Annotated in this window: 23 protein-coding genes; 10 read left to right on the top strand and 13 right to left on the bottom strand. The window is 68.4% G+C overall.

From position 1 onward, the window contains the following. Positions 1–36 precede the first annotated feature (36 nt). Positions 37–1,137 carry an adenosine deaminase gene (gene add / locus AC5LXK_RS18715; RefSeq protein WP_493392962.1) on the top strand — a complete coding sequence of 367 codons (1,101 nt, stop codon included), beginning with the start codon at positions 37–39 and terminating at the stop codon, positions 1,135–1,137. 322 nt (positions 1,138–1,459) lie between these two features. After that, positions 1,460–3,349 (top strand): WG repeat-containing protein, encoded by a 1,890-nt coding sequence (locus AC5LXK_RS18720; RefSeq protein WP_493392963.1) that lies wholly within the window; start codon positions 1,460–1,462, stop codon positions 3,347–3,349. Positions 3,350–3,386: 37 nt separating this feature from the next. Here AC5LXK_RS18720 and AC5LXK_RS18725 read toward each other — a convergent pair whose 3' ends face one another. Beyond that, positions 3,387–5,615: a penicillin-binding protein 1A gene (locus tag AC5LXK_RS18725; protein ID WP_493392964.1), complete on the bottom strand. Its 2,229-nt coding sequence runs from the start codon at positions 5,613–5,615 to the stop codon at positions 3,387–3,389. 124 nt (positions 5,616–5,739) lie between these two features. Further along, positions 5,740–7,248 (bottom strand): MocR-like pyridoxine biosynthesis transcription factor PdxR, encoded by a 1,509-nt coding sequence (gene pdxR / locus AC5LXK_RS18730; protein WP_493392965.1) that lies wholly within the window; start codon positions 7,246–7,248, stop codon positions 5,740–5,742. Positions 7,249–7,371: 123 nt separating this feature from the next. On the opposite strand from pdxR, the gene AC5LXK_RS18735 reads away from it, so the two are divergent. Next, on the top strand, positions 7,372–8,010 hold the full coding sequence (locus AC5LXK_RS18735) for an FMN-binding negative transcriptional regulator (RefSeq protein WP_493392966.1): 639 nt from the start codon (positions 7,372–7,374) through the stop codon (positions 8,008–8,010). A gap of 62 nt (positions 8,011–8,072) precedes the next feature. On the opposite strand, the gene AC5LXK_RS18740 is transcribed toward AC5LXK_RS18735, so the two are convergent. Beyond that, positions 8,073–8,648 (bottom strand): thioredoxin family protein, encoded by a 576-nt coding sequence (locus AC5LXK_RS18740; RefSeq protein WP_493392967.1) that lies wholly within the window; start codon positions 8,646–8,648, stop codon positions 8,073–8,075. Between the two features lie 225 nt (positions 8,649–8,873). On the opposite strand from AC5LXK_RS18740, the gene AC5LXK_RS18745 reads away from it, so the two are divergent. Beyond that, a complete protein-coding gene (locus AC5LXK_RS18745) occupies positions 8,874–9,614 on the top strand; it encodes a response regulator (protein WP_174954362.1) in 741 nt (246 codons plus the stop codon). Next, positions 9,611–10,933, top strand: a complete 1,323-nt coding sequence (locus AC5LXK_RS18750) for an ATP-binding protein (protein WP_493392968.1) — start codon at positions 9,611–9,613, stop codon at positions 10,931–10,933. Before AC5LXK_RS18745 ends, AC5LXK_RS18750 begins: the two co-directional genes overlap by 4 nt. 72 nt (positions 10,934–11,005) lie before the next feature. On the opposite strand, the gene AC5LXK_RS18755 is transcribed toward AC5LXK_RS18750, so the two are convergent. The 4 genes from AC5LXK_RS18755 to AC5LXK_RS18770 form a co-directional block, all read right to left on the bottom strand. After that, positions 11,006–11,617, bottom strand: coding sequence for an alpha/beta fold hydrolase (locus AC5LXK_RS18755; RefSeq protein ID WP_493392969.1), 612 nt, complete (start codon positions 11,615–11,617; stop codon positions 11,006–11,008). Positions 11,618–11,673: 56 nt separating this feature from the next. Beyond that, positions 11,674–12,411, bottom strand: coding sequence for a metallophosphoesterase family protein (locus tag AC5LXK_RS18760; RefSeq protein ID WP_493392970.1), 738 nt, complete (start codon positions 12,409–12,411; stop codon positions 11,674–11,676). Positions 12,412–12,508: 97 nt separating this feature from the next. After that, positions 12,509–13,045 (bottom strand): GNAT family N-acetyltransferase, encoded by a 537-nt coding sequence (locus tag AC5LXK_RS18765; protein WP_493392971.1) that lies wholly within the window; start codon positions 13,043–13,045, stop codon positions 12,509–12,511. A gap of 12 nt (positions 13,046–13,057) precedes the next feature. Further along, positions 13,058–13,690, bottom strand: a complete 633-nt coding sequence (locus AC5LXK_RS18770) for a LysE family translocator (protein ID WP_493392972.1) — start codon at positions 13,688–13,690, stop codon at positions 13,058–13,060. A 303-nt stretch (positions 13,691–13,993) separates the two neighbouring features. Between AC5LXK_RS18770 and AC5LXK_RS18775 the strand changes: the two genes are divergently transcribed. The 3 genes from AC5LXK_RS18775 (at position 13,994) to AC5LXK_RS18785 (ending at position 17,721) form a co-directional block, all read left to right on the top strand. Further along, positions 13,994–15,187 (top strand): porin, encoded by a 1,194-nt coding sequence (locus tag AC5LXK_RS18775; protein ID WP_493392973.1) that lies wholly within the window; start codon positions 13,994–13,996, stop codon positions 15,185–15,187. Positions 15,188–15,275: 88 nt separating this feature from the next. Next, complete coding sequence (locus AC5LXK_RS18780) at positions 15,276–15,506, top strand: hypothetical protein (RefSeq protein WP_493392974.1); 231 nt, start codon at positions 15,276–15,278, stop codon at positions 15,504–15,506. A 289-nt stretch (positions 15,507–15,795) separates the two neighbouring features. After that, positions 15,796–17,721 (top strand): SMP-30/gluconolaconase/LRE-like region family protein, encoded by a 1,926-nt coding sequence (locus tag AC5LXK_RS18785; RefSeq protein ID WP_493392975.1) that lies wholly within the window; start codon positions 15,796–15,798, stop codon positions 17,719–17,721. Between the two features lie 43 nt (positions 17,722–17,764). On the opposite strand, the gene AC5LXK_RS18790 is transcribed toward AC5LXK_RS18785, so the two are convergent. The 5 genes from AC5LXK_RS18790 to AC5LXK_RS18810 form a co-directional block, all read right to left on the bottom strand. After that, entirely contained in the window at positions 17,765–18,706 is a 942-nt protein-coding gene (locus tag AC5LXK_RS18790) for a c-type cytochrome (RefSeq protein ID WP_493392976.1), read from the bottom strand. Then, positions 18,703–19,389, bottom strand: a complete 687-nt coding sequence (locus AC5LXK_RS18795; RefSeq protein WP_493392977.1) for a c-type cytochrome — start codon at positions 19,387–19,389, stop codon at positions 18,703–18,705. The genes AC5LXK_RS18790 and AC5LXK_RS18795 overlap by 4 nt, the downstream gene beginning before the upstream one ends. Positions 19,390–19,440: 51 nt before the next feature. After that, positions 19,441–20,499, bottom strand: coding sequence for a substrate-binding domain-containing protein (locus AC5LXK_RS18800; protein WP_493392978.1), 1,059 nt, complete (start codon positions 20,497–20,499; stop codon positions 19,441–19,443). An 8-nt stretch (positions 20,500–20,507) separates the two neighbouring features. After that, a complete protein-coding gene (gene tetH, locus AC5LXK_RS18805) occupies positions 20,508–21,299 on the bottom strand; it encodes a thiosulfate dehydrogenase (protein ID WP_493392979.1) in 792 nt (263 codons plus the stop codon). Between the two features lie 247 nt (positions 21,300–21,546). After that, positions 21,547–23,715: a TonB-dependent siderophore receptor gene (locus tag AC5LXK_RS18810; RefSeq protein WP_493392980.1), complete on the bottom strand. Its 2,169-nt coding sequence runs from the start codon at positions 23,713–23,715 to the stop codon at positions 21,547–21,549. 398 nt (positions 23,716–24,113) lie between these two features. Here AC5LXK_RS18810 and AC5LXK_RS18815 point away from each other — a divergent pair, with 398 nt between their 5' ends. Continuing rightward, positions 24,114–24,560 (top strand): hypothetical protein, encoded by a 447-nt coding sequence (locus AC5LXK_RS18815; RefSeq protein WP_493392981.1) that lies wholly within the window; start codon positions 24,114–24,116, stop codon positions 24,558–24,560. 54 nt (positions 24,561–24,614) lie between these two features. On the opposite strand, the gene AC5LXK_RS18820 is transcribed toward AC5LXK_RS18815, so the two are convergent. After that, entirely contained in the window at positions 24,615–25,361 is a 747-nt protein-coding gene (locus AC5LXK_RS18820) for a TetR/AcrR family transcriptional regulator (protein ID WP_493392982.1), read from the bottom strand. 170 nt (positions 25,362–25,531) lie between these two features. Between AC5LXK_RS18820 and AC5LXK_RS18825 the strand changes: the two genes are divergently transcribed. Further along, the gene (locus tag AC5LXK_RS18825) at positions 25,532–26,713 is read left to right on the top strand and encodes an isovaleryl-CoA dehydrogenase (RefSeq protein WP_041493178.1); all 1,182 of its coding nucleotides are present in this window, start codon (positions 25,532–25,534) and stop codon (positions 26,711–26,713) included. The last annotated feature ends 11 nt before the right edge of the window (positions 26,714–26,724 follow it).

Raw genomic sequence — 26,724 nt, forward strand, 5'->3', positions numbered from 1 at the left:
TCGCGACGCAATGGCACTACCGCAAAAGAGACTGACATGAAGGGAACACCAGGCAACGTCCCGGCCGCGCGCACGGGCATCGAGATCACGCCGGCCCATCGGGCCTTCTTCCACGCGCTGCCGAAGGTCGAGCTGCACTGCCACCTGCTCGGCGCGGTGCGGCACGACACGTTCGTCGCACTCGCGGAGCGCAGCGGCGCACCGATCGAGCGTGCGGAGATCGACGCGTTCTATGCGCGCGGCGAGAAGCCGGTCGGCGTGCTGCACGTGCTGCGCGCGCTCGACAAGTATCTGCTCACGCAGCCCGACGATCTGCGGCGGATCGCATACGAGTATCTGGAAGACGCGGCCGCGCACAACGTCCGGCATGCGGAATTCTTCTGGAATCCGACCGGCACGGTGCGCGTATCGGGCATCGCGTATGCGGACGCGCAGGCGGCGATCGTCACGGCGATTCGCGATGCCGTGCGCGATTTCGGAATCGGCGCCCGCCTGATTCCGAGCATCGACCGCGAACAGGATCCCGACGAAGCGGTTGCGATCGTCGAGTGGATGAAGGCGCATCGCGCGGACGAAGTGGCGGGGCTCGGCATCGACTATCGCGAGAACGACCGCCCGCCCGAGCTGTTCTGGAAGGCGTACCGCAATGCGCGTGCGGCCGGCTTCCGCACGACCGCGCATGCGGGCGAGTTCGGGATGCCGTGGCGCAACGTCGAGACGGCCGTCGACCTGCTGCAGGTCGATCGCGTCGATCACGGCTATACGATCGTCGACCACCCCGAGTTGTGCGCACGCTATGCGGAACGCGGGATCGTCTTCACCGTCGTGCCGACGAATTCGTACTACCTGCGCACGCTGCCGCCCGAGCAATGGGCGGAACTGCACCCGATGCGCAAGATGCCGGGCCTCGGGCTGAAGATTCATCCGAACACCGATGATCCGACGCTGCACAAGGTCAATCCGAGCGAGGCGTGGGAGTTGATGTTCAGCCATTTCGGTTTTACCGTGGCCGAGCTGAAGCAGTTCATGCTGAACGGGATCGACGGCGCATGGGTCGATGACGCGGCGAAGGCCGCATGGCGTGCGGCATGGGCGCCGGAGTTCGACGCGCTGGCCGATACGCTCGCCGCGGGCTGAGCGCGGCTGCGTGTTACGCCGGCCGGTGCGTCAACCGGCCGGCGATTCGTTCGGGTTCAGGTGGCGGCGCAGGTCGCCCGCATCCAGCAACTCCGCGTAGCGGTACAGCAGGTTCGCGACAGCAACTGCGCTCGGGATCATGCGGGCTCCGTCGTCGTTGGAGGGTGACGACGATGATGCACCGCGTGCGAGGGGCCCGCTTCGTCCGGGTGGACTAATGCGACGTGCGGCGTCGTACCGGCAGCCGCCTTCGTCATCCCGCGCTCCTATAATGAGCGCCGATACGACAACAGCCGCAATCAAGACGAGGGCGACGCTTCCGATGGGCAATCGAGCATGGCTCTATCTCCAGTCCGGCGACGGAGATGACGCGCGAACGGTCGAGTTCGCGGAATCCAGCAATCACTTTCCGCTGCTGTGGCGCGTGTTGCTCGCCGACGGCAGTGCGGGCGGCGCGATCACCGATCAGCGGGTGTTCGGCGACGCGGGCACGCCGAATCTCGCCAGCGACGCGCGTGCCGCGCATGCGCGTCTCGGCCGGCTTGCGTCGTTCGTCGTCGCGCATCCGCTGCACGGCGACGATCCCGCGCTCGCGCGCCAGTTCGATGCGCTCGTGCGCCATCTCGGCGAGTCGATCGACGCGCTGGGCGATGCGCACGGTGCGCCGATGTTGTCCGCGAACCTCGACGAACTGTCGTGGCTCGCCGACAGCGGCCCGGACGAATTCATCAACGAGGAGCGCGACCACTGCACGCGGCTGTGGTGGCGGATCGTGAACTGCATGGATTTCCGTGACGCGCGCGGCGTGCGCGATGCGCTCGAGATCGATACGCCCGCCGACTGGTGCGACTGGGCGTGGGGCTTCGGGTTCGGCTGCGTGTCGCATCACTACTTCCGGCGCCAGGAGCCGCCGCGCGGCGTGACGTTCGCCGAGATGTTCGACGCCGAGGAACGGCACGGCAACTGGCTCGGTTACGACACGTTCAGCTTTCGCGGACGCAACGGCCGGTGGGGCGTACGGCGCGAAACCGACGATGCGTGGGAGGTGATCGTGCCGCCCGAGTGGGCGAACCTGTGGACGAGCGGCGCGCGCGACGACCGGTTGCTGTGGGCCGCGCGCGACGGGAAGGTCGGCCTGCTGCTCGCCGGCGGCGACGGCGACGAGACGCGGATCGTGCGCGAGCCGGCGTTCGATGCCGTGTGGGATTTCAGCGGCGACGTCGCATGCGTGCGCGTCGGCGAGCGGTTCGGGCTCGTGCGTACGGACGGCACGTGGGTGCTCGAACCGGCGCTCGACGATTTCGGCGAATTCTCCGACGGTCTAGCGTCCGCGAGCGTGGACGGCCGCTGGGGCTTCGTCGACACGCAAGGCGCGTGGGTGATTCCGCCGCGTTTCGACGATGCACATGAGTTCGTGAACGGTGCAGTCGTTGCGGCGAGCGACGGCGAGCACTGGGGGCTGGCGGGCCGCGACGGGCAATGGCTGGCGACGCCCGAATGGACGTCGCTCGAATGGTCGGCCGAGTGCGGTGCGTTTCTCGCGCGGCGCGACGGCGATCATGTCGGCCTCGTCGATCTGAACGGTCGCACGGTCGTTGAACCGCATTACGCGGAAATCGCCAGGCTCGACGACACACCGACGGAGCGCGTGGCGGACCTCGGCGCGATCCGCCATGTCGTGCGGCGCGACGACGGGCGCTGCTCGATCGTCGACGGGCAGGGCCGTGAACGGGTGCCTTTCGATTTCGTGAACCTCGGCGCGCCGTCGTGGTTGCACGACGACGAGGCGGTGCCGGGCGAGCTGTCCACGCGTTACGCGATCGGCGTCCTGCCGGGCGAGCCGGTGCAACTCGCGATCTGCGATCTCGATACGGGCGCGACGATCGCGCACGGGCGGTACGACGAGGTATCGGGCCTGTGCCGGGGCCGCGAGCACGCCTGGCTGGCCTGCGTCGAGGACGAAGACGGCAACGATGTGCGGGCGACGGTGCTGAGCGCGGACGGCACCGTGCTGCATCCGGCCCGTTACACGCGGATCGGTGACGACGCGCTGTTCGACGGTGTGGCGCATGCGTTCCTGATGCCGTGGTACGTGCGCCGCATCGCGATCGCGCAGAACTGGCGCAACGGCGAACCGGTCGCGGCATTGCGCGACGACGGTACGCCGGTCTGGTTGTACGCGGACGGGCACGCGACGGCGACGCGCCGGTAAACCGGGCAGCCGGCGTCACGGGCCGGCGGCACCGCGATCAGCGAAAAAACCTCAGCCAGTCGAACAGGCCCGAATGCTGCGAGCGCCGCTTCGGCGCCGGCGCGCTGCGCGGCCGGAAGTCGGGCGAGAACTGCGCGTGCGGGTCGATCGCCCGTGCGCGCAGCGCCGCATCGTAGAACGAGCCGACGATCGGCAGCGCGCTGTGCGCGCCTGCGCCCCAGTAGTCGCTGCGCAGCGTCACGCTGCCGTCGTCGAAGCCGACCCATGCGCCGGCCACGAGCTGCGGATGCATCAGGATGAACCAGCCGTCGGCGTTGTCCTGCGTCGTGCCCGTCTTGCCGGCGACGTCGACGCGAATTCCGTAGCGCGACCGGATGTCGGCCCCGGTGCCGCGATCGACGACATCGCGCATCACGTCGACGAGCGTCTGCGCGGCCGGCGCCGGCAATGCGCGTTCGGGCGGCGCGCTGCCGAATGCGGCGAGCACCTTGCCGTCGCGATCCTCGATGCGCGTGATCATCTGCGGTGCGACGTACACGCCGCGGTTCGCGATCGTGCCGTACGCGGACACCATTTCCTTCAGCGTGACGGGGCTCGTGCCGAGCGCGAGCGACGGCACTGCGTCGAGCGGGCTGTCGCGCACGCCCATCGCGCGTGCCAGCTGTGCGACCTTCGCGGCGCCTTCGTGCTGCATCACCTGCGCGGTGACGCGGTTGCGCGACAGCGCGAGCGCATCGCGCAGCGTCATCGGCTCGCCGGTCGGCGGCTCCGCATCGGTCGGGCGCCACACCGCGCGGCCATCGATCGGAATCGCGACGGGGCGGTCGACGAACGTGTCGTCCGGCCGCATGCCGTCCGCGAACGCGGCGCCATAGACGAACGGCTTGAACGTGGAACCCGGCTGGCGCCGCGCCTGTGCGACGTGATCGAACGGCTCGCTGCTGAAATCGGGGCTGCCGACCCACGCGCGGATCGCGCCGTTGCGCGGATCGATCGCGACGAAGCCGGCCTGCACCTGCGTCTTGCGTTCGCACAGCGCATGCATGAACGCCCGATCGGCGCCGAGCTGCTTCAGCACGGCCACATCGGCGAGCCCCGTGTCGCGCGCCTGGCGATACTCGGGCGTCTGGCGGATGAAGCCGCGGAACAGGTCGTTGCGCAGCCCGCAGCCGGACGGGCCGCGCCATGCGCCGTCGGCGATCGCCTGCAGCCGTTCGGTCTGCCGCGTCAGCGCCTGCGTGGCCATGTCCTGCAGCCGCGCATCGAGCGTCGTGCGCACGACGAGGCCGTCCGAGTAGAGATCGTAGTTGTTGCGGTCGGCCCACGCGATCAGCCACTTGCGCAGCTGCACCGCGAAGTGTGGCGCGAGGCCCGGCTGGGCCGTCTGCGGCTCGAAGTCGACGCGCAGCGGCTGGCGCTGCAGTTTCGCGAGCTGCTGAGGCGTGAGCATGCCCATCTGCGCCATCCGGCCGAGCACGATGTTGCGCCGCTGGACCGCGCGCTCCGGGTTCAGCACCGGGTTGTAGTAGCTGTTGCCCTTCAGCATCCCGACGAGCGTCGCGCTTTCCGCGACGTCGAGCTGGTCCGCCGACTTGCCGAAGTAGGTGCGCGCGGCCATTTCGACGCCGTACGCGTTGTACAGGAACGGCACGGTATTCAGGTAGGTCTCGAGGATCTCGTCCTTGCTGTACACCGATTCGATCTTGAACGCGGTGATCAGCTCCTTGACCTTGCGCGTGAGCGTCGGCGCGCGGCCGACTTCGTCCGGGTACAGGTTGCGTGCGAGCTGCTGCGTGATCGTCGAGCCGCCCTGGCGGTCGCCCGAAAACGTATGCAGCCCGGCCGCGATCGTGCGGCGCCAGTCGATGCCGTGGTGTGCGTAGAAGCGGTGGTCCTCGGTCGCGATCAGCGCGTCGACCATGTGCGGCGAGATCTGCTTGAGCGGCACCCATTCGCGGTTGACGGGCCGGAACTCGGCGATCAGCTGGCCGTCGGCCGACAGCACGCGCGCGGGGCGGTCGATGCGCGCCTTGCGGATGTCGCCGATGCTCGGCGTGAACGGGACGAACGCGAGCAGGACCAGCAGGCCCAGCACCGGTATTGCGGCGAGCGTCAGCGCCACGCCACGCCGCGTCGGATGGCGCAGGCGGTGCAGCACGCCTGCGCCCAGGGCGCGGAGGCGCGCGCGGCAGGCGGCGGCGAGCGGCGCGACACGGGCGCGGCAACGGAGCCACGCATCTCGGAGAGGCAGCACGAAACGATTCAAGGCGGCAGGCGCGCGGAGGGAGGAGGCGCGATCCTAGCAAACCGGACAGGCGTGCCGACGGGCGAAACGGCCGTTTGCTTGCAGGATTTACAGACGATTACGTTTGTTGCCCGTCGACAACCTTTTACCGCGCGCGGGGGCGCGATTCCACCGACGAAACCACGTCCGCGAGCCGCTGCGCGGCCGCTTCCATCTGCGCGCGGCCGAACCCGCCGAAGCCGAGGATGAGCCCCGGGCGGGCCGTGCCGGGCGCGAACATCGGCGACACCGCGCGCACCGCGACACCGGCCTGAGCGGCGCGCGCGACCACGTCGTGATCGTCGATGCCTGCGGCGAGCCACAGCACGACGTGCATTCCCTGATCGCCCGGCTGCACCCACGCGCGCTCGCGCGGCAGCCGCGCGCCGAGCGTGTCGATCAGCAGCGCGCGCTGTTCCGCATAGACGCCGCGCACGCGGCGGATGTGGCGATCGAGATGACCTTCGGCGATGAACGCGGCCAGCACGTGCTGGTCGGCGGTCGGCGCATGGCGATCCATCAGCACGCGCGCGCCGCAGAACGCGGGCACGAGATCGTCGGGTGCGATCACGTAGCCGAGCCGCAGCGACGGAAACAGGATCTTGCTGAAGGTGCCGAGATAGATCACGCGATCGGGGTCGAGCCCCTGCAGCGACGGGAACGGATAGCCTTCGTAGCGCAGTTCGCTGTCGTAGTCGTCCTCGACCACCCACGCGCGATGCGCACGCGCCCACGCGAGCAGTGCGTTGCGCCGCGCCATGCTCAGCGGCATGCCGAGCGGGTACTGGTGCGACGGCGTGACGAACGCGGCGCGCGCATCCGGCGCGAGGCGGATGCCGGCGTCGACGTCGAGGCCGTCCGCGTCCACTGGCACGCGCACCATCGCGTCGCGCCGGCCGGTGCTTTCGAGCAGCGCGGTGATGCCGCGATAGGCCGGATTCTCGACCCACGCGCGGTCGTTGTCGCCGAGCAGCACCTGGCTCGCGAGATGCAGCCCCTGCTGCGTGCCGCTCGTGATCACGACCTGGCCGGCATCGCAGCGCACCGAGCGCGACCGGCGCACGTAGTCGGCGATCGCTTCGCGCAGCGGCAGCGCGCCTTGCGGATCGGCATAGCCGGACGGCGCGCCGGCGCCGCGTGCGCGCAGGCGGTTGCCGAGCCGGCGCCAGATGTCGTCGGGTGCGGTGAGGCCGACCGGCACCGAGATCGCGAACGGCATGGCCGGCAGCGGACTGAATTCGCGGGCGATCCGCGCGAAGGTGGCGGCCGGTTCGGGCAGTCCGGCGCGCGCCGGGCGCTGACGTCGTGCCGGCGGTTCCGGTTCGTTGCCGGCCGGCGGTTCCGCGAGCGCGCTCGCGACCCGCGTGCCCGCGCCGCCGCGCGATTCGAGAAAGCCTTCGGCGACGAGCTGCGCATACGCATCGACGACGGTACCGCGTGCGACCTGCAGCGCCGTTGCCAGCAGCCGCGTGGACGGCAGCGTGTCGCCCGGCCGGACGTCGCCGCGGCCCACGGCGTCGCGCAGCGCCTGCGCGAGCTGGCGGCTCAGGTCGCCGGCCGCGCGGTCGAGCGCGCCGAGCGACGGGATTTCGACGATCCGGGCCGTTCTTGCCATGATTCTGGTCTGCTGAAATTGTTTCAAACCGGCTCTACAGCATAAACCAGATTTGGACCACAATCGCCGCATGACGGGCTCGCGCCCGCGCCATTTCCCACCCCGCACGACAGTGGAGCCGACATGTACGTCCCCGCCGATTTCAACGAACCCAATCCCGACGCGATGCGCGAGCTGATCGTGCAGCATCCGTTCGGCAGCCTGATTACGCACGGCAAGAGCGGGCTCGACGCGAACCACATTCCGTTCGAACTGTTGCCCGACGACGGCGGGCCCGGCGAACTGCATGCGCACGTCGCACGCGCGAATCCGGTCTGGCAGGACGTCGTGGACGGCGACGAGGTGCTCGTGATCTTCCGCGCGGGCGATGCGTACATCTCGCCGAACTGGTACCCGAGTAAGCACGTCGCGCACCGTCAGGTGCCGACGTGGAACTACATGGTCGTGCATGCGCACGGCCGCATCACGGTGCGCGACGACGAGAAGTTCGTGCGCGGCGTGGTCGCGCGGCTGACGCGCACGCACGAGGCGTCGCAGCCGGCGCCGTGGAAGATGGGCGACGCGCCGAAGGACTACATCGACACGATGCTGCAGTCGATCGTCGGCTTGCAGATCGAGATCACGCGGCTCGTCGGCAAGCGCAAGCTCGGGCAGAACAAGGCCGAGGCCGATATCCGCGGCGCGGGCGAAGCGCTGGTCGCGGACGGCAACCTCGCGATCGGCGAGGCGATGCTCGCGGCGGCCGACGCAAAGCGCGAGTGAGCGACTGAACGGGTGAGCGCGCGAGGCGCGCGGGCGCGTGCCGTGCCCGCGCGTCGCGCTGCTTACTGCGTGCTCGTCGTCCCCTTCGATCCCGCCTGCGCGAGCGCGCCGCGAATCGCGGCCTCGGTCTTGTCGTATCCGCCTTCGCCATAGCGTGTATAGACGACCTTGCCGTTCGCATCGATCAGGTACAGCGCGGGCCAGTACTGGTTTCCGTACGCGCGCCACGTGTCGTAGCGGTTGTCCTGCGCGACCGGGTACCGGATATCGAAGCGTTTGATCGCGTCGGCGACGTTGCCCGCATCGCGCTCGAACGGATATTCCGGCGTATGCACGCCGACCACGACGAGCCCCTGGTCGCGATACTTCCGGTACCAGTCGTTTACGTATGGAATCGTGTGAATGCAGTTGATGCACGAGTACGTCCAGAAATCGACGAGCACGACCTTGCCGCGCAACTGGCCGAGCGTCAGCGGCGTGCTGTTGTGCCAGCGGTCGATGCCGGTGAAATCGGGCGCGGGCGTGCCGGCCGGCGAGGCCTGCATGCCCGTGTCGTCGCGGGTGCCGGCGAAGGCGGCGAGCCCGGCCGTGGCGGCGAGGGCGATGACGATGGCGGCGGTCTTGAGGCGAGGCAGCATGGCGTTCTCCTGATCGGGGGGCCGCTGCTCGGGGGCGGCGGCCGGACGGGTTTCGACAGGCCTCATTAGGCGGCGCCGACGTATCTGCGATGTGTCCGGCCAGTCGCGCGTGTGCAATGTTGTGTGTCGTCACGGCTGCGCGATACATTGGGATACAAACGCGTGCCCGCCGTGCGGTATAAAAGCGGACATCGATTGCCCGAACTACGACACCGACAACGACTCATGGACAAGATCGACCACGTGCTGATCGTCGACGACGATCGCGCGATCCGCGAACTGATCGCGGACTACCTGGAGAAGAACGGCATGCGCGTGTCGCTGGCCGCGAACGGCCGCGAGATGCGCAACGTGCTGGACGACGGCGCGCCCGACCTGATCGTGCTCGACCTGATGATGCCGGGCGAGGACGGACTCACGCTGTGCCGCGACCTGCGCGCCGGCAAGTTCCGCACGGTGCCGGTGCTGATGCTGACCGCCCGCGGCGAGGAAACCGATCGCATCATCGGCCTCGAGATGGGCGCCGACGATTACCTGGCCAAGCCGTTCGCGGTGCGCGAACTGCTCGCGCGGATCCGCTCGGTGCTGCGCCGCGCGCGTATGCTGCCGCCCGGGATGCAGGTGACGGAAACGGCCGAGCTGCTCGCGTTCGGCGAATGGCGGCTCGACACGACCGGGCGCCACCTGCTCGACGCCGAAGGCACGCTGGTCGCGCTGAGCGGCGCCGAATACCGGTTGCTGCGCGTGTTCCTCGACAACCCGCAACGCGTGCTGACGCGCGACCAGTTGCTCAACCTCACGCAGGGGCGCCAGTCCGACCCGTTCGACCGTTCGATCGACCTGCTCGTGAGCCGGCTGCGCCAGCGTCTGCGCGACGGCGCGCGCGAACCGCGCTACATCAAGACGCTGCGCAACGAGGGCTACGTGTTCTCGTCGGCCGTGACCGCCGTCGACGGTACGCCATGAGCGCGCGCACGCTATGGCACTGGCCGCGCTCGCTGTTCGCGCGGCTCGCGCTGATCCTGTGCGTGGGGCTCGCGCTCGCGCAGACGCTGTCGTTCTGGCTCACCGTCACGGAGCGCGACCAGGCGACCACCAACCTGATGATGGGCTACATCGAGCGTGAGGTCGCGAGCTCGGTTGCGTTGCTCGACCACCTGCCGCCGGCTGAGCGCGCCGCGTGGCTGCCGCGTCTCGCGCGGCGCAGCTATGCGTTCATCCTCGGGCCGGGCGAGACCGGCACGCCGCCGGAAGCGCGGTTGTCGGCTCGCGTCGAGCGCTCGATCTCGGACGGCATCGGCGGCGACTACCCGCTGACCGCGAACGCGATCCCCGGCGACCGCGAGCATCTGCAGGTGCATCTGCGCCTGACCGACGGATCGCCGCTGACGATCGACATTCATCCGATGTCGACGGTGCCGCTGTCGGGCTGGCTGCCGGCCGTGCTCGTGCTGCAGCTCGCGGTGCTGGCCGCGTGCTGCTGGCTCGCGGTGCGGCTCGCGACGCGGCCGCTCAAGCAGCTTGCGCAGGCCGCCGACGCACTCGGCCCCGACCTGAAGGGCGAGCGGCTGAACGAAGGCGGGCCGTCGGAAGTCGCGCGTGCCGCACGGGCGTTCAACGCGATGCAGGACCGCATCGCGCAGTACATGGCCGAGCGCATGCAGATCCTCGCGTCGATCTCGCACGACCTGCAGACGCCGATCACGCGGATGCGGCTGCGCGTCGACGTGATGGACGACGACACGCAGGGCGCGAAGCTGCGGCAGGACCTGCTCGAGATGGAGCACCTGGTGAAGGAGGGCGTCGCGTACGCGCGGACGCTGCACGGCACCGAGGAAGCCGCGCGCCGCATCGATCTCGATGCGCTGCTCGACAGCATCGTGTGCGACTACACGGATGCCGGGCAGGACGTCGCGCTGCACAGCCGCGCGCCGCTCGCGCTCGTCACGCGGCCGAAGGCGCTGCGCCGCATCGTCGGCAACCTCGTCGACAACGCGCTGAAGTTCGCGGGCGCGGCCGAGATCGACGTGCAGGCGGCACCGGACGGCGGCGCGGTGATTGCCGTGCTCGACCGCGGGCCGGGCATTCCGGCCGATCAGCTCGACGCGGTGTTCGAGCCGTTCCGGCGCGTGGAGACGTCGCGCAATCGCGATACGGGCGGCACGGGGCTGGGGCTTGCAATCGCGAAGCAGCTCGCGCTCGCGATGGGCGGCACGCTCACGCTTTCCAACCGGCCCGACGGCGGCGGACTTGAAGCGAGGCTCACGCTGAAGAACGCGGGGTAATGCGACGCGGCGCGTGAGCGTCGCGGTTCCAGGTGCGTGTCGAAGCCGAAGTTGGAGCCGAAGCGCGTAACGTCACACGCGCTGCAGATGCGCGTCGACGAGCGGCGCGAGCGCTTGCGCATGCACGGCCGCGAGGTCGTGCCGGCCGCCCGGCACGACATGCAGCTGCGCGTCGGGCAGCCGCTCGAGCAGGCGCCGGCCGGCCGCGACCGGGCTGAGCGGATCGTCGTCGCCCCACAACAGCAGCGTCGGCTGGGCGATACGGCCGATCTCTTGCGACAGGTCCGCGCGGAACGTCAGGAACCAGTCGGGCAGCTGCGGGTTCGCTTCGGCGAAAACGGCCCGCCAGTCCTGCGCGCCGAGCCCTGCCATATCGAGACCGCCGGACGTGACCGTCAGCACGAGATGCGTGACGTGTTCGGGCTTGTCGAGCGCCGCGCGCATTGCAATGACACCCCCCATCGATTGCGCGATCACGGCAGTCGGCCGGTCGATCTTGTCGAGGACCTCACGCACGAGGCTGTCGAAATCGTCGACGGCCGGATCGCGCGGTGTGTCGCCGAAACCCGGATAGGCGACGATCCGCCGCTCGGCCGGGTGCGTCAGCAGGCCGGCCAGCGGTTGCCAGAAAGCGGTGCTGCCCGATGCACCGGGCAGGAAGAGCAGTTGCGACGGAACGGGCATGGCGTTCGGTTTTCCTGTGATCGAGCGAAGCGGGGTGACGGAGCGGTGCGTGCGGCTCAGCAGCGGCCGGTGCGCAGTGCGACGGTCCAGTCGTCGCGCCCGCGCGAGGCCGCGGTGGCGGAGGCTGTGTGCCAGTCGTATTCGACTGCATGAAATTCGACGTTCCAGCCGGCCGCCGTGCGCGACACCATCGCGTAGCGCGCATGCGGCGAGCCCGTCTCGATCCGGTGCGGATGCGGCAGGTCGTCCGCGTACGCCTGCAGCCCGACGCTGCCCGGGTTGACGATCAACCGGCCGTCGTCGAGCTTTGCCGTGCGCGGTACGTGCGTGTGGCCGCACAGGATCAGCGATGCCGTTTCGTTGCCCGCGCGCTGCGCGACTTCGTCGGGCGTGGCCGCGCGGCAGCCGTCGGGCGTGACCGTTTCGAGGAAGTAGACGAGATCGCTGCCCGGCGTGCCGTGCACCATCAGGACATCGTCGCCGTCGAGCGTCATGCGCTCGGGCAGCGCGGCGATCCACGCGCGGTGGTCGTCGCGCAGCGTGTCGTGTGCCCAGCGATCGGACAGCCGCATCGCTTCGCGATCGTAGGTGAGCAACTGGCGCTCGTGATTGCCCTTGATCGTCGGCAGGTCGAGCGCGATCAGGCGGTCGGCCGTTTCGGCCGGTTGGAGCGCGCCCGACACGATGTCGCCGAGATTCACGATCACGTCGGCGCCGCGGCGGCGGACGTCGTCGAGCACCGCGTCGAGCGCGGCGAGGTTGCCGTGGATGTCGGAGAGCGCGGCGATTTTCATGGCGGAGCGTCGATGTGGGGAACGGCGATTGTCGCCAATTCGGCGCGGGTCGTCCAATGGCTTCACGGCATTGGCGCGCGATGCCTGGTACTGCGCGTCAGTCGGTCGCGAGCCGCGCGTACATCGCGAAATCGCCCGGCGTACCGCGCACCATCTTGTAGGCGCGCAACAGCCCTTCATAGCGATAGCCGCACTTCTGCAGCACGCGCGCCGAGCCCGCGTTGCTGGCCAGCGCGACGGCCTGCATGCGGATGAAGCCGCCGTTTTCGAATGCCCACGCGGTGACGGTTTCGCATACCGCGCTCGCGATCCCGCGCCCCCAGTGCGACGGCGCGAGGTCGTAAGCGATTTCCGCCGAGCGGTTCGCGGTGGACACCGTATGCAGCCCGATCGTCCCGGCGAGTACACCCGAGGCGGTGTCGACGATCGCGAGGCGCCGGATAGAATCCGGATCGGCCGATTCGATGTTGTCGAACAGCGGCAGCAGATCGTCGGGCGTGCGCAGGCTCCAGCTCGTGTGGCGGAACACGTCGGGGTTCGACAGGTACGCGTACCACGCGTCGAGATCCGCGCGTTCGAGCTGGCGGAGCGACAGGCCGGGAAAGCCGGAGCGGGGCGGTGCGGCGATTTTCATCGGAACCTGCTCCTATGCCGCATGACGCCGGTACAGCGCCAACGAACCGGCGAGCGCGAGCAGCATCGCGCCGCACGTGCGTTCGAGCCACAGTGCGCCCGAGCGCTTCAGCAGCCGCACCGCACGTGCGCCGAGCAGCGCATAGCCGAACATCACCACGCCGTCGAGCAGCGCGAACGTGACCGCGAGCGCGACGTACTGCGGTGCGAGCGGCGCGGACGGATCGAGGAACTGCGGCAGGAACGCGGAGAAGAACAGATAGCCCTTCGGGTTCGTCACCGCGGTCAGGAAGCTTTTCGCGAAGATCGACACTTTGCGCTCGGTGGGGGTACCGCTTTGCGCGGCGGCGACATCGAGCGTCCCCTTCGACATCAGCAGCCGGATGCCGACATACGCGAGGTACGCGGCGCCGAGCCATTTCACCACCGAGAACCAGAACGCGGAAGCCATCAGCAACGCGCCGAGGCCGAGCGCGACCGCGACGATCAGCACGAAGTCGGACAGCATCGCGCCCGCAAAGCCGTAGGCCGCGCGGCGCACGCCATAGCGCGAACCGTTCGTCAGCGCGAGCAGCACGGTCGGGCCGGGTGTCGCGATACCGACGAATGCGACGGCGGCGAAGATCAGCAGGGTCGTTTCATGCATGAAGGCACTCCCGATGGATGGCGCGCGTTCGATTATCGGGTGCGCCAGCCCGTGCTGTACAGGCACGCCAGCCATCCGCGACGGCGGCGCACCAACTATCTCGATTTTGGCAAAAAACTGTTGCCGTTATTCCGCTTTGGAACGGAACCGGTTCCATCTACCATGGCGGCCGCAGCGGGCATGCCCGCCGCGTCGTCGCACGTGGACGCCGCCGGACTTACGCAGCCGGCGGAGGTCGGCGCCCGCGCGCTACTCGCAACTGCCAGCCAGAACAACGGGCTCACCGCCCGGAGACATAAAACCATGAACAAGCAACTGATCGCAGCGCCGCTGCTGCTCTCGCTCGCGGGGGTCGCCGCCGCGCAAAGCTCCGTCACGCTGTACGGCATCGTCGACGCGGGCGTGACCTATCGCAGCAACGAGCGGGTGGGGACGGCGGGTGCGTACACCGGCCATTCGAATGTCGGGCTCACGACCGGCAACCTGTCCGGCAGCCGCTGGGGCATCAAGGGCGCCGAGGATCTCGGCGGCGGGATGCGCGCGCTGTTCGTCCTCGAGAACGGCTTCGACATCACGAACGGCACGTCGGGCCAGGGCGGCCGCCAGTTCGGCCGCCAGGCGTTCGTCGGCGTCGGCAGCGACCGCTACGGCACGATCACGCTCGGCCGCCAGTACACGTCGCTCGACGATTTCGTGAGCCCGGTCGGCCCGTCGTCGTTCATCGGCGGCTTCGGCGCACACCCGGGCGACATCGACGATCTCGACCAGACCGCGCGCGTCGACAGCTCGATCAAGTACACGAGCGCGAACTACTCGGGCTTCACGTTCGGCGCGCTGTACGGCTTCGGCGGCCAGCCGGGCAGCATGAAGCAGCGCAACACGTGGAGCGTCGGCGCGGCGTACGCGGCGGGCCCGCTGCGCGTCGGCGTCGGCTACGAACGTTCGGACAACAGCAAGACGGGTGCGACCGACCCGACGACGGGCAAGTGGCAGAGCACCGACGATGGCCTCTTCAACTCGTCGATCAACGAAGGCTATGCAAGCGCGCAATCTCAGCAGGTGATCGCGACGGGCGCGACGTACGACTTCGGCCCGGCCGTCGTCGGCGTGAACTACAGCAACGTGCAGTACCGCAGCGGCGGCCAGTCGCTGTTCACCGGCCACGCGACGTTCAACGTCGCGGGCGTGTTCACGCGCTGGAACGTGCGGCCGCAGACGCAACTGTTCGCCGGCTACAGCTACACGCGCGGCAGCGATGTCGATGGCGTCGACGACCGTGCGCAGTATCACAACGTCACGCTCGGTGCCGTCTACGACCTGTCGAAGCGCACCAGCGTGTACCTGCTCGGTGCGTACCAGCACGCATCGGGCATGACGCTCGACGCGCTCGGCCGGCCGGTGGCCGCGACCGCGTCGGTGTCCGACAAGGCGAACGGCCACTCGTCCGACTCGCGGTCGCAGGCGATCGTCAGCCTCGGGCTGCGTCAGAAGTTCTGACGGCACGGTCGTTGCGACCGCAACGGGGCCCGCGGTTCAGGCGGGCCCCATTGCATGCAGGCTCCTGTTGCCGCTTTGTCGGCACCGCGTGATCGACGTCGTCGATGCGCTGCCGAAGTACGTCGACGGCCGGCGTCGCGTGACGCTCGCCCCCGCGAACCGAACGATCGTGCCCGCGCGCCGGTACGACGCGGTGCGCGGTTCCCCCTCCGCCGCATTCCTCCTTTCCCTTCCGCTTCAATACGCAAAATCGCGAAACGGCGATCGAGGCGTGCATTATTTTTTCTCTTTCATTTCAATTTCGATTTGTAATCATTGAAACGATTTACGGGGAATGAAATGGCAATGCGGTCATGTCAGAAAAAATGACATATCCGCATTGAATGACCCGGAAGAAAATGCCGGGATAAAGCACCGAAACCGTGCGCCCGGCAGCCGATCTGGCGCGGTTTCGCAGGTCTTACCTTCGTTGACGAAAAAGCGCCGGACGGCAAAAGGCGCGGAGTGAATAATTCGGGATGACGGCGAATACGCTTTTGCCGGAATCACCAATATTTCATGCGCCGCGATTTACAGTGTCGACAATTGTTCGTCTGGGAGCATTATTCATGTCAATGAAACGAATCCGCGCGGCGTTGCTGGGAATGTGCGTGGCGATGCTGGCGCCGGCGGGCCACGCGCAGGTGCCATACTCGACCGACTGGCTCGCGAACACGTACGGCACGCTGGTCTCGCACGTCGGCAACGGCGCGCGTTCGATGTGGGTCGCGCCCGAAGGCGTGATCTACACGGCGTCGCGCTGGGACGAGAACGCGGGCGGCGTGGCGATGTACCAGAACGGCCAGCCGCTCGGCACGATCGGCATTCACGACGAATTCCAGGGCGGCGCGATCACCGGCAATTCGACGTCGCTGTTCGTCGCGCTCGGCTACAACCGCACGTTCGGCAGCGGCTCGGTGGGCCGCTACAACCGGAGCACGAACCAGCGCGACCTGCGCATCCCGGTCAGCACGTGGACGGGCATCCAGTACGCGGACGTGATCACGGGCCTCGCGACGGCCGGCAACCTGCTGTACGTGAGCGACTTCTACGGCAACCGCGTGCGCGTCTATACGACCGACGGCGTGTGGCAGCGCGACATCGGCGTAACGGGGCCCGGCGCGCTGGCGCTCGATGCGGCCGGCAACCTGTGGGTCGCGCGCAAGAGCGCGGGCGTCGTCGCGGAGTTCAGCGCGACCGGCACGGCGATGAACACGCTCCAGATGGCAGCCGGTGCGCGGCCGGCGTCGCTGTACTTCGACGCGTCGACGGGCCAGCTGATGGTGGGCGACGAAGGGCCCGACATGAACATCAAGGTCTACGGCGGGCTGCCCGGGCTGCCGGCGCAGGTCGGCACGTTCGGCGTGCAGGGCGGCTACCTCGACACGACGACGGGGATCAAGGGGCAGGTCGGCGACAAGCGCTTCACGCGCGTCGCCGCGCTCGGCAAGGATTCGGGCGGCAACCTGTACGTGCTGAACAACGCATGGGGCGGCGGCTGGGATCTCGGCCGCAACGGCAGCACCGATCTCCATTCGTACAGCCCGACGGGCGCGCTGCAATGGAAACTGCAGGCGCTGAACTTCGAGGGGATCGCCGCGCCCGACCCGGTCACGGACGGCACGTTGTTCTACAGCGGCAACAACGTGTACACGGGCACGGCGGGCGGCACGTTCGTCGCGAACACGGTCGACCCGTTCACCTATCCGAAGGACCCGCGCCTCGACATGAACGACTACCAGCGCGGCCAGCATTTCGGCCAGCTCGTGAACGTCGGCGGCAACCGGATCCTCGTCGCGTCGGGCCAGAACCCGGGCAACTTCAACTTCTATTACTTCAGCAACGCGAGCGGCTATATCGCGATTCCGGCCGGCTCGCTGCCCGGCAAGCCGTTCAACACGACGCTGCAGGTGACGGCCGGTTTCGACATCGACGGCAATGGCGACGTATGGGCCGGCCTGAACGGATCGAACGTGATCGCGCGCTACCCGATGACGGGCTTCGACGCGACCGGCAAGCCGTCGTGGGGCAAGCCGTTGACGACACCCGTGCCGGCCAGCGTGGCGCCCGTCACGCGCATCATCTACCAGGCCGACAGCGACACGATGATCCTTGCGCAGGGCCTCGCGGGCAACTGGGACTGGACCGCGATGAACGGGCACATCGAGGTTTATCACGGCTGGAAGAACGGCAACACGAGCGCGCCGAACCCGGTGATCAACCTGACGAGCGCGAACCCGAAGTCGATCGCGGCGGCCGGGCACTACCTGTTCGTCGGCTACGTGCACACGGTGCCGAACATCGACGTGTTCGACCTGAACAGCGGCGCGCTCGTCACGACGCTGACGAATTCGAACACGTCGGCGATGGACGTCGGCAACGACGTCGATTCGATGTACGGCGTGCGGGCGTACCTGCGCTCGACCGGCGAGTACGTGATTACCAAGGACAACTACAACGGGTCGAGCATCATCGTGTACCGCTGGCATCCGTGACCGCGCCGGCCGAGTCGGCCGCATCGACCGGCGCGGCCGGTCGTCAGGGCGCGCCGAGCACGCGGCCGTTCACGCTGCGCCCGTACATCGAGTCGGGCGAATCGTGGAATTTCGCGCGCGTGTCCTGCACGGAGCCCGTGAAGCGCGGGTCCTGCGGGCGTTCGTGGCTGTCCATGAAGGTCGCGACGTCCCATGCCTCCTGATCGGTCAGCGTGCCGCCGAGCCCGAGCGGCATGTTGGCCTTGATGAAGCCGGCCGCGTTGCGGATGTCGCCCATCCCCGCGCCCCAGTTGAACGAGCGTGCGCCCCATAGCGCCGGGAAAGCGGCCTTGCCGCCGCTCGACTGGCCCTGGCCGTCCGCGCCGTGGCACAGCACGCAGTGCTGCGTGTAGACGGCGGCGCCGCGCGCGTAGTCGGCCTTCTGGGCGGGCGGCGGCAGTTTCGGGAAACCCTGGCCCGGCAGCTTCGTGCCGACCGGCGCGCCCTTCGCGAGCCAGTACGAATACGTTTCGAGCGCGACCAGGATCGGGTCGCCGGCCGGCGGCGCCTTGCCGTTCATGCTGTAGCGGAAGCAGCCCTGCAGGCGCTCGGCGAACGTGTTCACGTGGCCGTTCTTGGCGCGGTACGCCGGATACAGCAGGTACGCGGCCCACATCGGGCTCGAGTCGGGCCGGCGGCCGGCGTCGAGGTGGCAACTCGCGCAGGTCAGCTTGTTGCCGACGTACTTGCCCGCGAATTCGGGCGTGTGCAGGAAGATCTGCTCGCCGAGCCTGACGGTCTTGCCGAAGTCGTCGGCGGGAATCGCCGATTCGGGTGGCGGCGTGAACGATTTGGCGGCCGTCGCGGTTGCGGCGGGGGCGATTGCCGGAGCGGAAGCGGCGGCTGGTGCGTCCTGCGTGGTCGCCGCGAAGGCGAGCGCGGGCAGCCAGGCCGCGCCGAGCAGGGCCGCGCGGGCGCGGCGGATCAGCATCGTGCGGTCGATCATCGCTTGTCTCCTGGTGCGGCGCCGCCGCGCGCGTAGTAGGCGGCCACCGCGTCGATGTCGGCATCGGACAGCTTGCCGGCGATCATCGGCATCAAGGCCATCGGCCCGGGCGGCCGCGTGCCGTATTTCCAGCCGTTCAGCTGGCCGGCGATATACGCGGCCGGCTGGCCCGCGAGCGGCGGAAACGCGGTGCCGACGCCGAGGCCGCCGGGGCCGTGGCATTGCGCGCACGCGGGGAGGCCTTGCGACCAGCGCCCGCGCGTGGCGAGCCACGCGCCGGTGTTCGCCGGATCGATCGATGCATCGTCGGGCGTGAAGATGCCGGCCGGCGCGGGCAGGCTCGCGAAGTACGCGGAGACCGCGTCGCGCTCGTGCGGCGACAGCAGTTTCGAGAGCGGCTGCATGACCGGGTTCTGGCGGGTGCCGTCCGCGAACGCGGCGAGCTGCGCGGACAGATACGCGGCGTTGGCGCCCGCGAGGCGCGGGAAGCCGGCCGCCGCGTTGCCTTCGCCCTGGCTGCCGTGGCAGCCGATGCAGGCGGCGACGCCGGTCGCCGTGCCTTGCGTCGCGATCGTCTTGCCGGGTGTTGTGTCGTCCGCCTGTGCGTGGCCGGCCAGCAGCGCAGCCGCGGCGAGCAGCAGCGGTGCGAACCGGTGTCGCGGTGTATCGACCCTGTCGTTCACGTCTCCCCTCCTTGTTGTAGGTGTCGTATGTGCCGCACGGCGGCCGGACCGTCAGCCGGCCGCGGGCCGGTCCTGCTCCGGCGCAAGGTGCGGCGTCGGCTGGCTCGCATCATATCGGCCGAAGCCGTAGCGCTCGAAAATCCTGAACGCCTCCGGCGAGCGGATGAACGCGAGCCATGCGCGCGCGGCTTCCGGATGCGGCGCGTCCTTCACCATCGCACCGGCGTAGATCGCCGTCGTATTCTGCTCGGCCGGAATGTTGATGTGCATCAGAGGATGCCCGACCTGTTCCTGGAATGCCGCTTCGGATTGCCACAGCACGCCCGCGTCCGCACGCCCCTGCATCAGGAACAGCGCGGTTTCGCGATGATGGATGTGCGTGAGTTCGGTCGTGCCGGCGTGCACCTTGTCGTCGTAGACGGTACGGGCGAGCGCGTCGCCGCCCGCTTTCACGAGCGACGCGCGGATCTGCCGCGCGACACCTTCGAAGGCCGGATTCGGCATCGCGAGCTTCACGTCGGGCCGTGCGAGATCGTTCAGCGACGCGATGTGTTTCGGATTGCCGGCGCGCACCAGGATCGTCAGCTGATTGGTCACGTACGGCACGGCCGGGCCCGCGAGCGTGCCGTCCGCGATCAGGCCGTTGATCTTGCCGAGCCCCGCGAAATATGCGTCGGGCTTGACCGTCCACGTCATGTTGCCGACGGTGATCGTGCCGCCCGCCTGGATCTGCTTCACGAGCAGGCCGGGCGGGATCGTTTCCCAGTAGATGCGCCCGCGATACTCGGGATGGTCTTCCTCGAATTTTGCGACGAGCGGCGCCATCGCGAAGAAGTAGTTGCCGCCGACGTACAGCACGAGCTTCGGCGCGGTGAGGTCGCCGTGGAAATCGGCGAGTACGTCGACCTGCGGCACCGTGAATTCGAGGCCGCGATGGATCGCGTCGTTGTTGCGGCCGTCCTGCCAGGGCGGAAAGATGCGTGCGTCCGTGTCGGCGGGCGCGGCGAGCGCGAGCGCCGATGTGCAGCACAGCCACGCGGTCAGCACGGCGCGCAGCGTGCGCCGGCGGCGGCGCGAAGGCGATTGCGGTTTCGTATGGATCGGTGTCATCACGGCGCTCATTTCGCGTACGTGAAACCGGCCTGCTGCAGCTCGGGCAGCGTGCCGACCGCGCCCGGCGTGACGATCGCCGACGGGATCACGTGGTTGGTCAGGTCGGCCGCCAGTGCGTCGAGCGGCAGCTTGTCGGGGTTCGCATTCGCGCCGTCGAGCCGTTCCGCGAGTTCCCAGATTGCGTTGTGGCACGACAGGAACACGACGCCGCGCTGCTGCAGCGCGGCGAGACTGTTGTCGTGCGACGAGAACGCGCCGTCGGGCGCTTCATGGTCCTGCGCGCTTTTCGATTGCGCGGGTTTCGCGTCGAGCAGCGTGTTGGTCGGGAAGGCGGCGCCGGCGAATTTCGCGAGGCCGTATTTGTCCCACGCGGCCTGGTCGAACAGCGCGAGATGCGCGCTGCCGTGCGTGGCCGACACGACGAGGAAATCCGGATGCCGGTACGACCAGATCTGCGCGTTCAGCGAATTGCGCATCAGGTTCAGCCATGGGCCGCCGAGTTCGGTGTTGTCCCACACCTGCTTCGGGCCGCCGCGATAGCCGATCACTTCGGCCAGCGCCGCGTGATCCCACTGGTCGGGCTGTTCGAGGATCATCGGCACCGTCTTGAAGTCGCGCCGTCGCGGCGCGGCCGCGAGGCGGCGCGTGAGGTCGGCGAGGCGCGTGGCGCCGCCGGGCAGCAGCGCGCCGGTTTCGGATGGTGCCGCGTGCGCGGGGCGCGCGGCGGCGAGCAGCGCGGTGCCGGCCGCGAGGCCGAGTGTCTTGAGCGCGCCTCGGCGCGCATGCCGGTCGGACATGGTGATCTCCCGGAATCGTTTTTGTGGGGGGACGTGCCGCGTTGCCGTGCGGCGGCGCGGCGTCGCAATCGCGTAGCCAGTCTAGAGGCGCGCGATCGATACCGGAAATCGCGATATCGGATGGGAGATATTCGGGGGTCTGATGATTGAGCGGGAGGCGGACGTCGCCGCGTTGCGCGGCGACGTGCAGGCGGAAGGGGACGCGCGGCCGACCGACGTCGCGCGTCGGCGTCGGCCGCGCGATGCGTCAGAACGACACCGTCGTCGTCAGCGTGACGAGCCGCGGCTCGCCGACCGCGACGATCAGGTTGTTGTTGCTCGACGGGTAGTAGGTCTTGTCGAGCAGGTTCTTCACGTTGAGCTGGAAGCGTGTCGGGAATTTGCCGATCGTCGTTTCGTAGGCGGCGAACGCGTCGACGGTCACGTAGCCGGGCAGCGTGAAGCTGTTCGCGGTGTCGCCGGAGCGTGCGCCGACGAGGCGCGCGCCGCCGCCGAAGCGCCAGCGGCCCGGCAGGTTCGCGATGGCCGTGTCGTACACCGCGAACAGGCTGCCCGTGTGGCGCGCGACGTTGACGAGCGGCGTGTTGCTGTCGCGGTCGTTCGCGTTCGTATAGGCATAGCTGCCGATCACGCTCAGGTGGCGCGTGATCTGCCCGGCGACGTCGAGCTCGATCCCGCGCGAGCGTGCGGTGCCGATCGTCGACGTGATGTCGCCGACCGTGACCGCGACGTTGCGCTTGTCGATCTGGTATACCGCGAGCGTGCCGGTGATCGCGGGCTTCAGGCTGAACTTCAGCCCGGCCTCGAGCACGCGGCCGTATTCCGGCGCGAGCGGCGCGGCGACGTTCGACGCGACGTTCGGCTTGAACGAGCGGCTCACGTTCGCGTACGCGGTGAGCGCGGGCGTGAGCGCATACGCGAGCCCGAACTGCGGCAGCCAGACGCTGCCGCGCGAACGGTCGGCGAACGCGAACGGCCGCCCCATCCCCGATTCCTGCTGCCAGTTTTCCCACCGCAGGCCGCCCACCGCGGTGAGACGGTCGGTGATCTTCACCGAATCCTGCACGATCGTCGAATACGCATGCACGACCGAGCGCGAATCGCTTTGCTTCGTGTTGGGCGTGCCGCCCGGCGCGAGCAGGCCGTATACGGGATCGTAGAGATTGAAGCCCGTCGTCGCCTTGCCGCGGATCGTGTCGCCGCGGAAGCTGCGCTGCCGCTCGTATTCGCCGCCGACGTAGATCGCGTGGTTCATCCCCGCGAGCGTCACGTTGCCGAGCAGGCCGAGCGTCGCGATCTGGTCGGAGTCGTTGCGTCCGAGGTTCGCATCGGACGAGCGCGTCAGCGCGCCGGTCCGGCTGTTGAACGCGGTGGCGCGGGTGATGAACTGGTCATAGCGGTCGCGGCCCCAGCCGTAGGTCGCGCGCACGCGCCACGCATCGGAGAAGCGGTGCTCGATGCGCGTGCGCAGCGTTTCCTGGATGCCGCTGCTTTGCGACCACGCTTCCTCGTAGCGGCGATAGCGCAGCGCGTCGTCGGGCCGGCCGTTCACGAGCACGGTGCCGCGGTCGAACGGCATCGTGTAGTCGACGTACTGGTAGCTGACGTCGATCGACGTGTTCGCGTCGCGCCACGACAGCGCGGGTGCGATCAACGCGTTGCGTTCGCGGCCGAAGCTGCGCCAGTAGCGGCTCGTGTCGTATTCGCCGGTGAGCCGGAACGCGAGCGTGCCGCCCGCGACCTGGCCCGGCTTGCCGAGCGGGCCCGTGAGGTCGAACTGCGCGCTGCTGCCGCCGTGGCTCGTGCGCGACGCGGAAATCGAGCCGCCGAACGTGTCTTCCGGCTTGCGCGTGACGAGGTTGATCACGCCGCCCGGATCCTGCATCCCGTACAGCAGTGAGGCAGGGCCCTTCAGCACTTCGACGCGATCGATCGTCGCGAGATAGCTGTGCAGCACCGGCGTGCGCACGCCATCGACGAGTACCGAGCCGTCGTTGTTCGACCCGAAGCCGCGCTTGATGAACGCGTCGCGCGTGCCGCCGAGCGTATTCGTCTGCGTGACGCCGCTGATGTTGCCGAGCACGTCGTCGAGCGAGCGTGCCTGCTGGTCCTGCATCACGCTGCTGCTGACCACCGCGACCGATTGCGGAATCTCCTTCAGCGAGCGGTCATCGCCGCCCGCGATGCGCGTGGTGCGCGGCTGATAGCCGACCGTCGGATCGACGGCGGCCGACGCGTTGACGCTGATCGCCGGGAGTTCGTGTTCGGCGGGCGTCGCGGGTGTCGATGCGGGCGCGGCGGGTTCGGCGTTGGCGGCATGCGCGCCGCTCGCGACGCACAGGGTGATCAGGGCGGGCAGGCTCGTGCGCCACGGACGCAGGGTCCGGGCACGGCGGGGCGTTCGACGGGATGGCATGAATCGAGGCGGAAGGAGTGCTAAGGATCGTGTTGCGGGCCGCGGCGTTTCGTTGCGGCCAGGTTGCGCATGATATATGTAATGAGAATCATTTGCAATTGTAATGAAATGAACGGCAACGCGCGGGGCTTGGTTGCCGGGCCGCCGGCCGTCTGCTACCGTAGCGGCCAAAATCAGACGCAGTGAAATTCAACGAGAGAACCGGGGGCCGCACCATGTCATCTTCCTGTCACGTCGCGTTCCGCGCGGCGGCACGCACCGCGCACGACCATGCGGGTGATGAAGTGATCGCAGCCGTGTACCGCCATTCGAACGATTAGAGCAACGGAAGCGAATCCAGCCGGTGCAAGCGCCGGGCTTCACTCACTTCAACCACCACGCTAGACGGGAGACCACCCATGAAGAAGATTTCCGCGCCGTTCGCGGCGGCCGCGCTCGCGGCCTGCACGCTGCTGGCGGGCGTTCACCAGGCCGCTTGCGCGGCGTCGGACGCCGAACCCGCGATCGATGCGCATTACGGCGCCGTGATCGAGGCCTATACGCAGGACATGGCCGCCGCGAAGACGAAGTACGACGGCAAGCGCCTCGTGTTCGCCGGCGCCGTGATCCGGATGGGCAGCGACCCGGGCGGCACGTACTTCGGCGCGCTGACGGCCGACGGCGAGCAATTCGACACGCATTTCGACGTGGCCGACCAGGATGCGCTGAAGCCGAAATTCCCCGGCGGGGAAATCAAGCCGTTCGTCACGTCGGCGGCGTTCCGGTTCAGCTGCGTGAATGAGGGCTATATCGACGCGCCCGTATTGCCGGGCCTGAAGCTGGCGCACTGCCGTCTCGTCAATTGACCGGTTGCGCGCTGCCGCGATCGAACCGCGGCGGCGTAACCCGGCCGCCGCGCGTCACGCGCGCGTGCGTTCCCCTTCCAGCCGCTGCATCGCTTCGGCCACTTCGTTCCTGAAGCGCACGAGCGCCGCCTGTTCCGGCGCCGGCGGCTGCACGGCGGCCCACAGCATGTCGATCAGCTGCGCGGCCGTCGTTTCCGTATCGAGCTTGCGGTGCCCGAGGATCGCATCCCACAGCACGTGCTCGATCGGCCCGAACACCATCGAGCGCAGCAGGCTCAGCGGCAGGTCCGCGCGAACCTGCCCGGCCGCCTGGCCGCGCGCGAGCACGTCCATCAGCGGCGCCGTGTAGCGGCGCTGCAGCGCGGTGAGCTCGTCGCTCAGCGCATGCTGCTTCGCACGGCCTTCCGACAGCACCAGCGCGCACAGCCCCGTGCCGTTCACGAGCATCAGCCGCAGGTGAGTGCGCACGATGAAGGCGAACTGCTGCTGCACCGACGCATCCTGCGGCATGCCGTGCTCGAACGCGGCGATGATTTCGTCGTACCAATCCGCGATCACGCGCGCGCACAGCTCGCGTTTGCCGCGGAAGTAGCTGAACACCGTCGCCTCCGACACCCCCACGCGCTGCGCGATCTCGGCGGCCGTCGCATGCTCGTAACCTTTTTCGGCGAACACTTCACGGCCCGCGCGCAGAATGTCCTGCACGCGCTGCTGGGACTTGCGCCCGGCGGGCGCGCGCGGCGTGTCGGCGCGGTCGGCTTTGGCGGTGGCGGTCATGGTGTCGGCGGGAGCGGCTGTCATCCAGTCATCATATCTGAGTATCACTCAAAAAACTATTGACGCCAAACCCGACGAGGCGCGAAACTGTGCAAAATTTCCGCTGTATTGGCTAATGAATCGGTGCATTCATTCGATTTGAGCGAAACTCAGAAATCGGTGAGTGCGACACACTTTCTGGAGACGGAGGAGACATGATCAACCTGCCCGGCGTGCAATTCATGCTCGGTGAAGACATCGAGATGCTGCGCGACGCTGTCGCGACGTTTGCGGCGAAGGAAATCACGCCGCGCGCGGCGGAGGTCGACCGCACCGACCAGTTTCCGATGGATCTGTGGAAGAAGTTCGGCGATCTCGGCGTGCTCGGCATGACGGTGGCCGAGGAGTACGGCGGCGCGAACATGGGCTACACCGCGCACATGGTCGCGATGGAAGAAATCTCGCGCGCATCGGCGTCGATCGGCCTGTCGTACGGCGCGCACTCGAACCTGTGCGTGAACCAGATCCACCGCAACGGCACCGACGCGCAGAAGCAGAAATACCTGCCGAAGCTCGTGTCGGGCGAACACATCGGCGCGCTCGCGATGAGCGAGCCGAACGCCGGCTCCGACGTCGTCAGCATGAAGCTGCGCGCGGACAAGCGCGGCGACCGCTACGTGCTGAACGGCACGAAGATGTGGATCACCAACGGCCCCGATTGCGACACGCTCGTCGTCTACGCGAAGACGGACGTCGAAGCCAACTCGCGCGGCATCACCGCGTTCATCGTCGAAAAGGGGATGAAGGGCTTCTCGGTCGCGCAGAAGCTCGACAAGCTGGGCATGCGCGGCTCGCATACGGGCGAGCTGGTGTTCCAGGACGTCGAGGTGCCGGAAGAAAACATCCTCGGCCAGTTGAACGGCGGCGTGAAGGTGCTGATGAGCGGCCTCGACTACGAGCGCGCGGTGCTGTCGGGCGGGCCGACGGGCATCATGGCCGCGTGCCTCGACGCCGTGGTGCCGTACATCCACGACCGCAAGCAGTTCGGCCAGTCGATCGGCGAATTCCAGCTGATCCAGGGCAAGGTCGCCGACATGTACACCACGTTCCAGGCCTGCCGCGCCTATCTGTACGCGGTCGGCCGCCATCTCGACTCGGCGGGCAGCGACCACATTCGCCAGGTGCGCAAGGATTGCGCGGGTGTGATCCTCTACACGGCCGAGAAGGCGACGTGGATGGCCGGCGAGGCGATCCAGATCCTCGGCGGCAACGGCTACATCAACGAATACCCGGTTGGCCGCCTGTGGCGCGATGCGAAGCTGTACGAGATCGGCGCCGGCACGAGCGAGATCCGCCGGATGCTGATCGGCCGCGAGCTGTTCGCGGAAACGATGTAACGCCCCACGTC

The organism is Burkholderia pulmonis (genome assembly GCF_984667975.1).

Bases quoted from the DNA above. Each gene is read 5' to 3' on its own strand.
- AC5LXK_RS18785 (WP_493392975.1), top strand. From the start codon at position 15,796: ATGTCAATGAAACGAATCCGCGCGGCGTTGCTGGGAATGTGCGTGGCG.
- AC5LXK_RS18810 (WP_493392980.1), bottom strand. From the start codon at position 23,715: ATGCCATCCCGTCGAACGCCCCGCCGTGCCCGGACCCTGCGTCCGTGG.
- AC5LXK_RS18755 (WP_493392969.1), bottom strand. From the start codon at position 11,617: ATGCCCGTTCCGTCGCAACTGCTCTTCCTGCCCGGTGCATCGGGCAGC.
- AC5LXK_RS18765 (WP_493392971.1), bottom strand. From the start codon at position 13,045: ATGAAAATCGCCGCACCGCCCCGCTCCGGCTTTCCCGGCCTGTCGCTC.
- AC5LXK_RS18800 (WP_493392978.1), bottom strand. From the start codon at position 20,499: ATGACACCGATCCATACGAAACCGCAATCGCCTTCGCGCCGCCGCCGG.
- tetH (WP_493392979.1), bottom strand. From the start codon at position 21,299: ATGTCCGACCGGCATGCGCGCCGAGGCGCGCTCAAGACACTCGGCCTC.
- AC5LXK_RS18820 (WP_493392982.1), bottom strand. From the start codon at position 25,361: ATGACAGCCGCTCCCGCCGACACCATGACCGCCACCGCCAAAGCCGAC.
- AC5LXK_RS18770 (WP_493392972.1), bottom strand. From the start codon at position 13,690: ATGCATGAAACGACCCTGCTGATCTTCGCCGCCGTCGCATTCGTCGGT.
- AC5LXK_RS18750 (WP_493392968.1), top strand. From the start codon at position 9,611: ATGAGCGCGCGCACGCTATGGCACTGGCCGCGCTCGCTGTTCGCGCGG.
- AC5LXK_RS18760 (WP_493392970.1), bottom strand. From the start codon at position 12,411: ATGAAAATCGCCGCGCTCTCCGACATCCACGGCAACCTCGCCGCGCTC.
- AC5LXK_RS18720 (WP_493392963.1), top strand. From the start codon at position 1,460: ATGGGCAATCGAGCATGGCTCTATCTCCAGTCCGGCGACGGAGATGAC.
- pdxR (WP_493392965.1), bottom strand. From the start codon at position 7,248: ATGGCAAGAACGGCCCGGATCGTCGAAATCCCGTCGCTCGGCGCGCTC.
- AC5LXK_RS18735 (WP_493392966.1), top strand. From the start codon at position 7,372: ATGTACGTCCCCGCCGATTTCAACGAACCCAATCCCGACGCGATGCGC.
- AC5LXK_RS18825 (WP_041493178.1), top strand. From the start codon at position 25,532: ATGATCAACCTGCCCGGCGTGCAATTCATGCTCGGTGAAGACATCGAG.
- AC5LXK_RS18740 (WP_493392967.1), bottom strand. From the start codon at position 8,648: ATGCTGCCTCGCCTCAAGACCGCCGCCATCGTCATCGCCCTCGCCGCC.
- AC5LXK_RS18790 (WP_493392976.1), bottom strand. From the start codon at position 18,706: ATGATCGACCGCACGATGCTGATCCGCCGCGCCCGCGCGGCCCTGCTC.
- AC5LXK_RS18775 (WP_493392973.1), top strand. From the start codon at position 13,994: ATGAACAAGCAACTGATCGCAGCGCCGCTGCTGCTCTCGCTCGCGGGG.
- AC5LXK_RS18745 (WP_174954362.1), top strand. From the start codon at position 8,874: ATGGACAAGATCGACCACGTGCTGATCGTCGACGACGATCGCGCGATC.
- add (WP_493392962.1), top strand. From the start codon at position 37: ATGAAGGGAACACCAGGCAACGTCCCGGCCGCGCGCACGGGCATCGAG.
- AC5LXK_RS18815 (WP_493392981.1), top strand. From the start codon at position 24,114: ATGAAGAAGATTTCCGCGCCGTTCGCGGCGGCCGCGCTCGCGGCCTGC.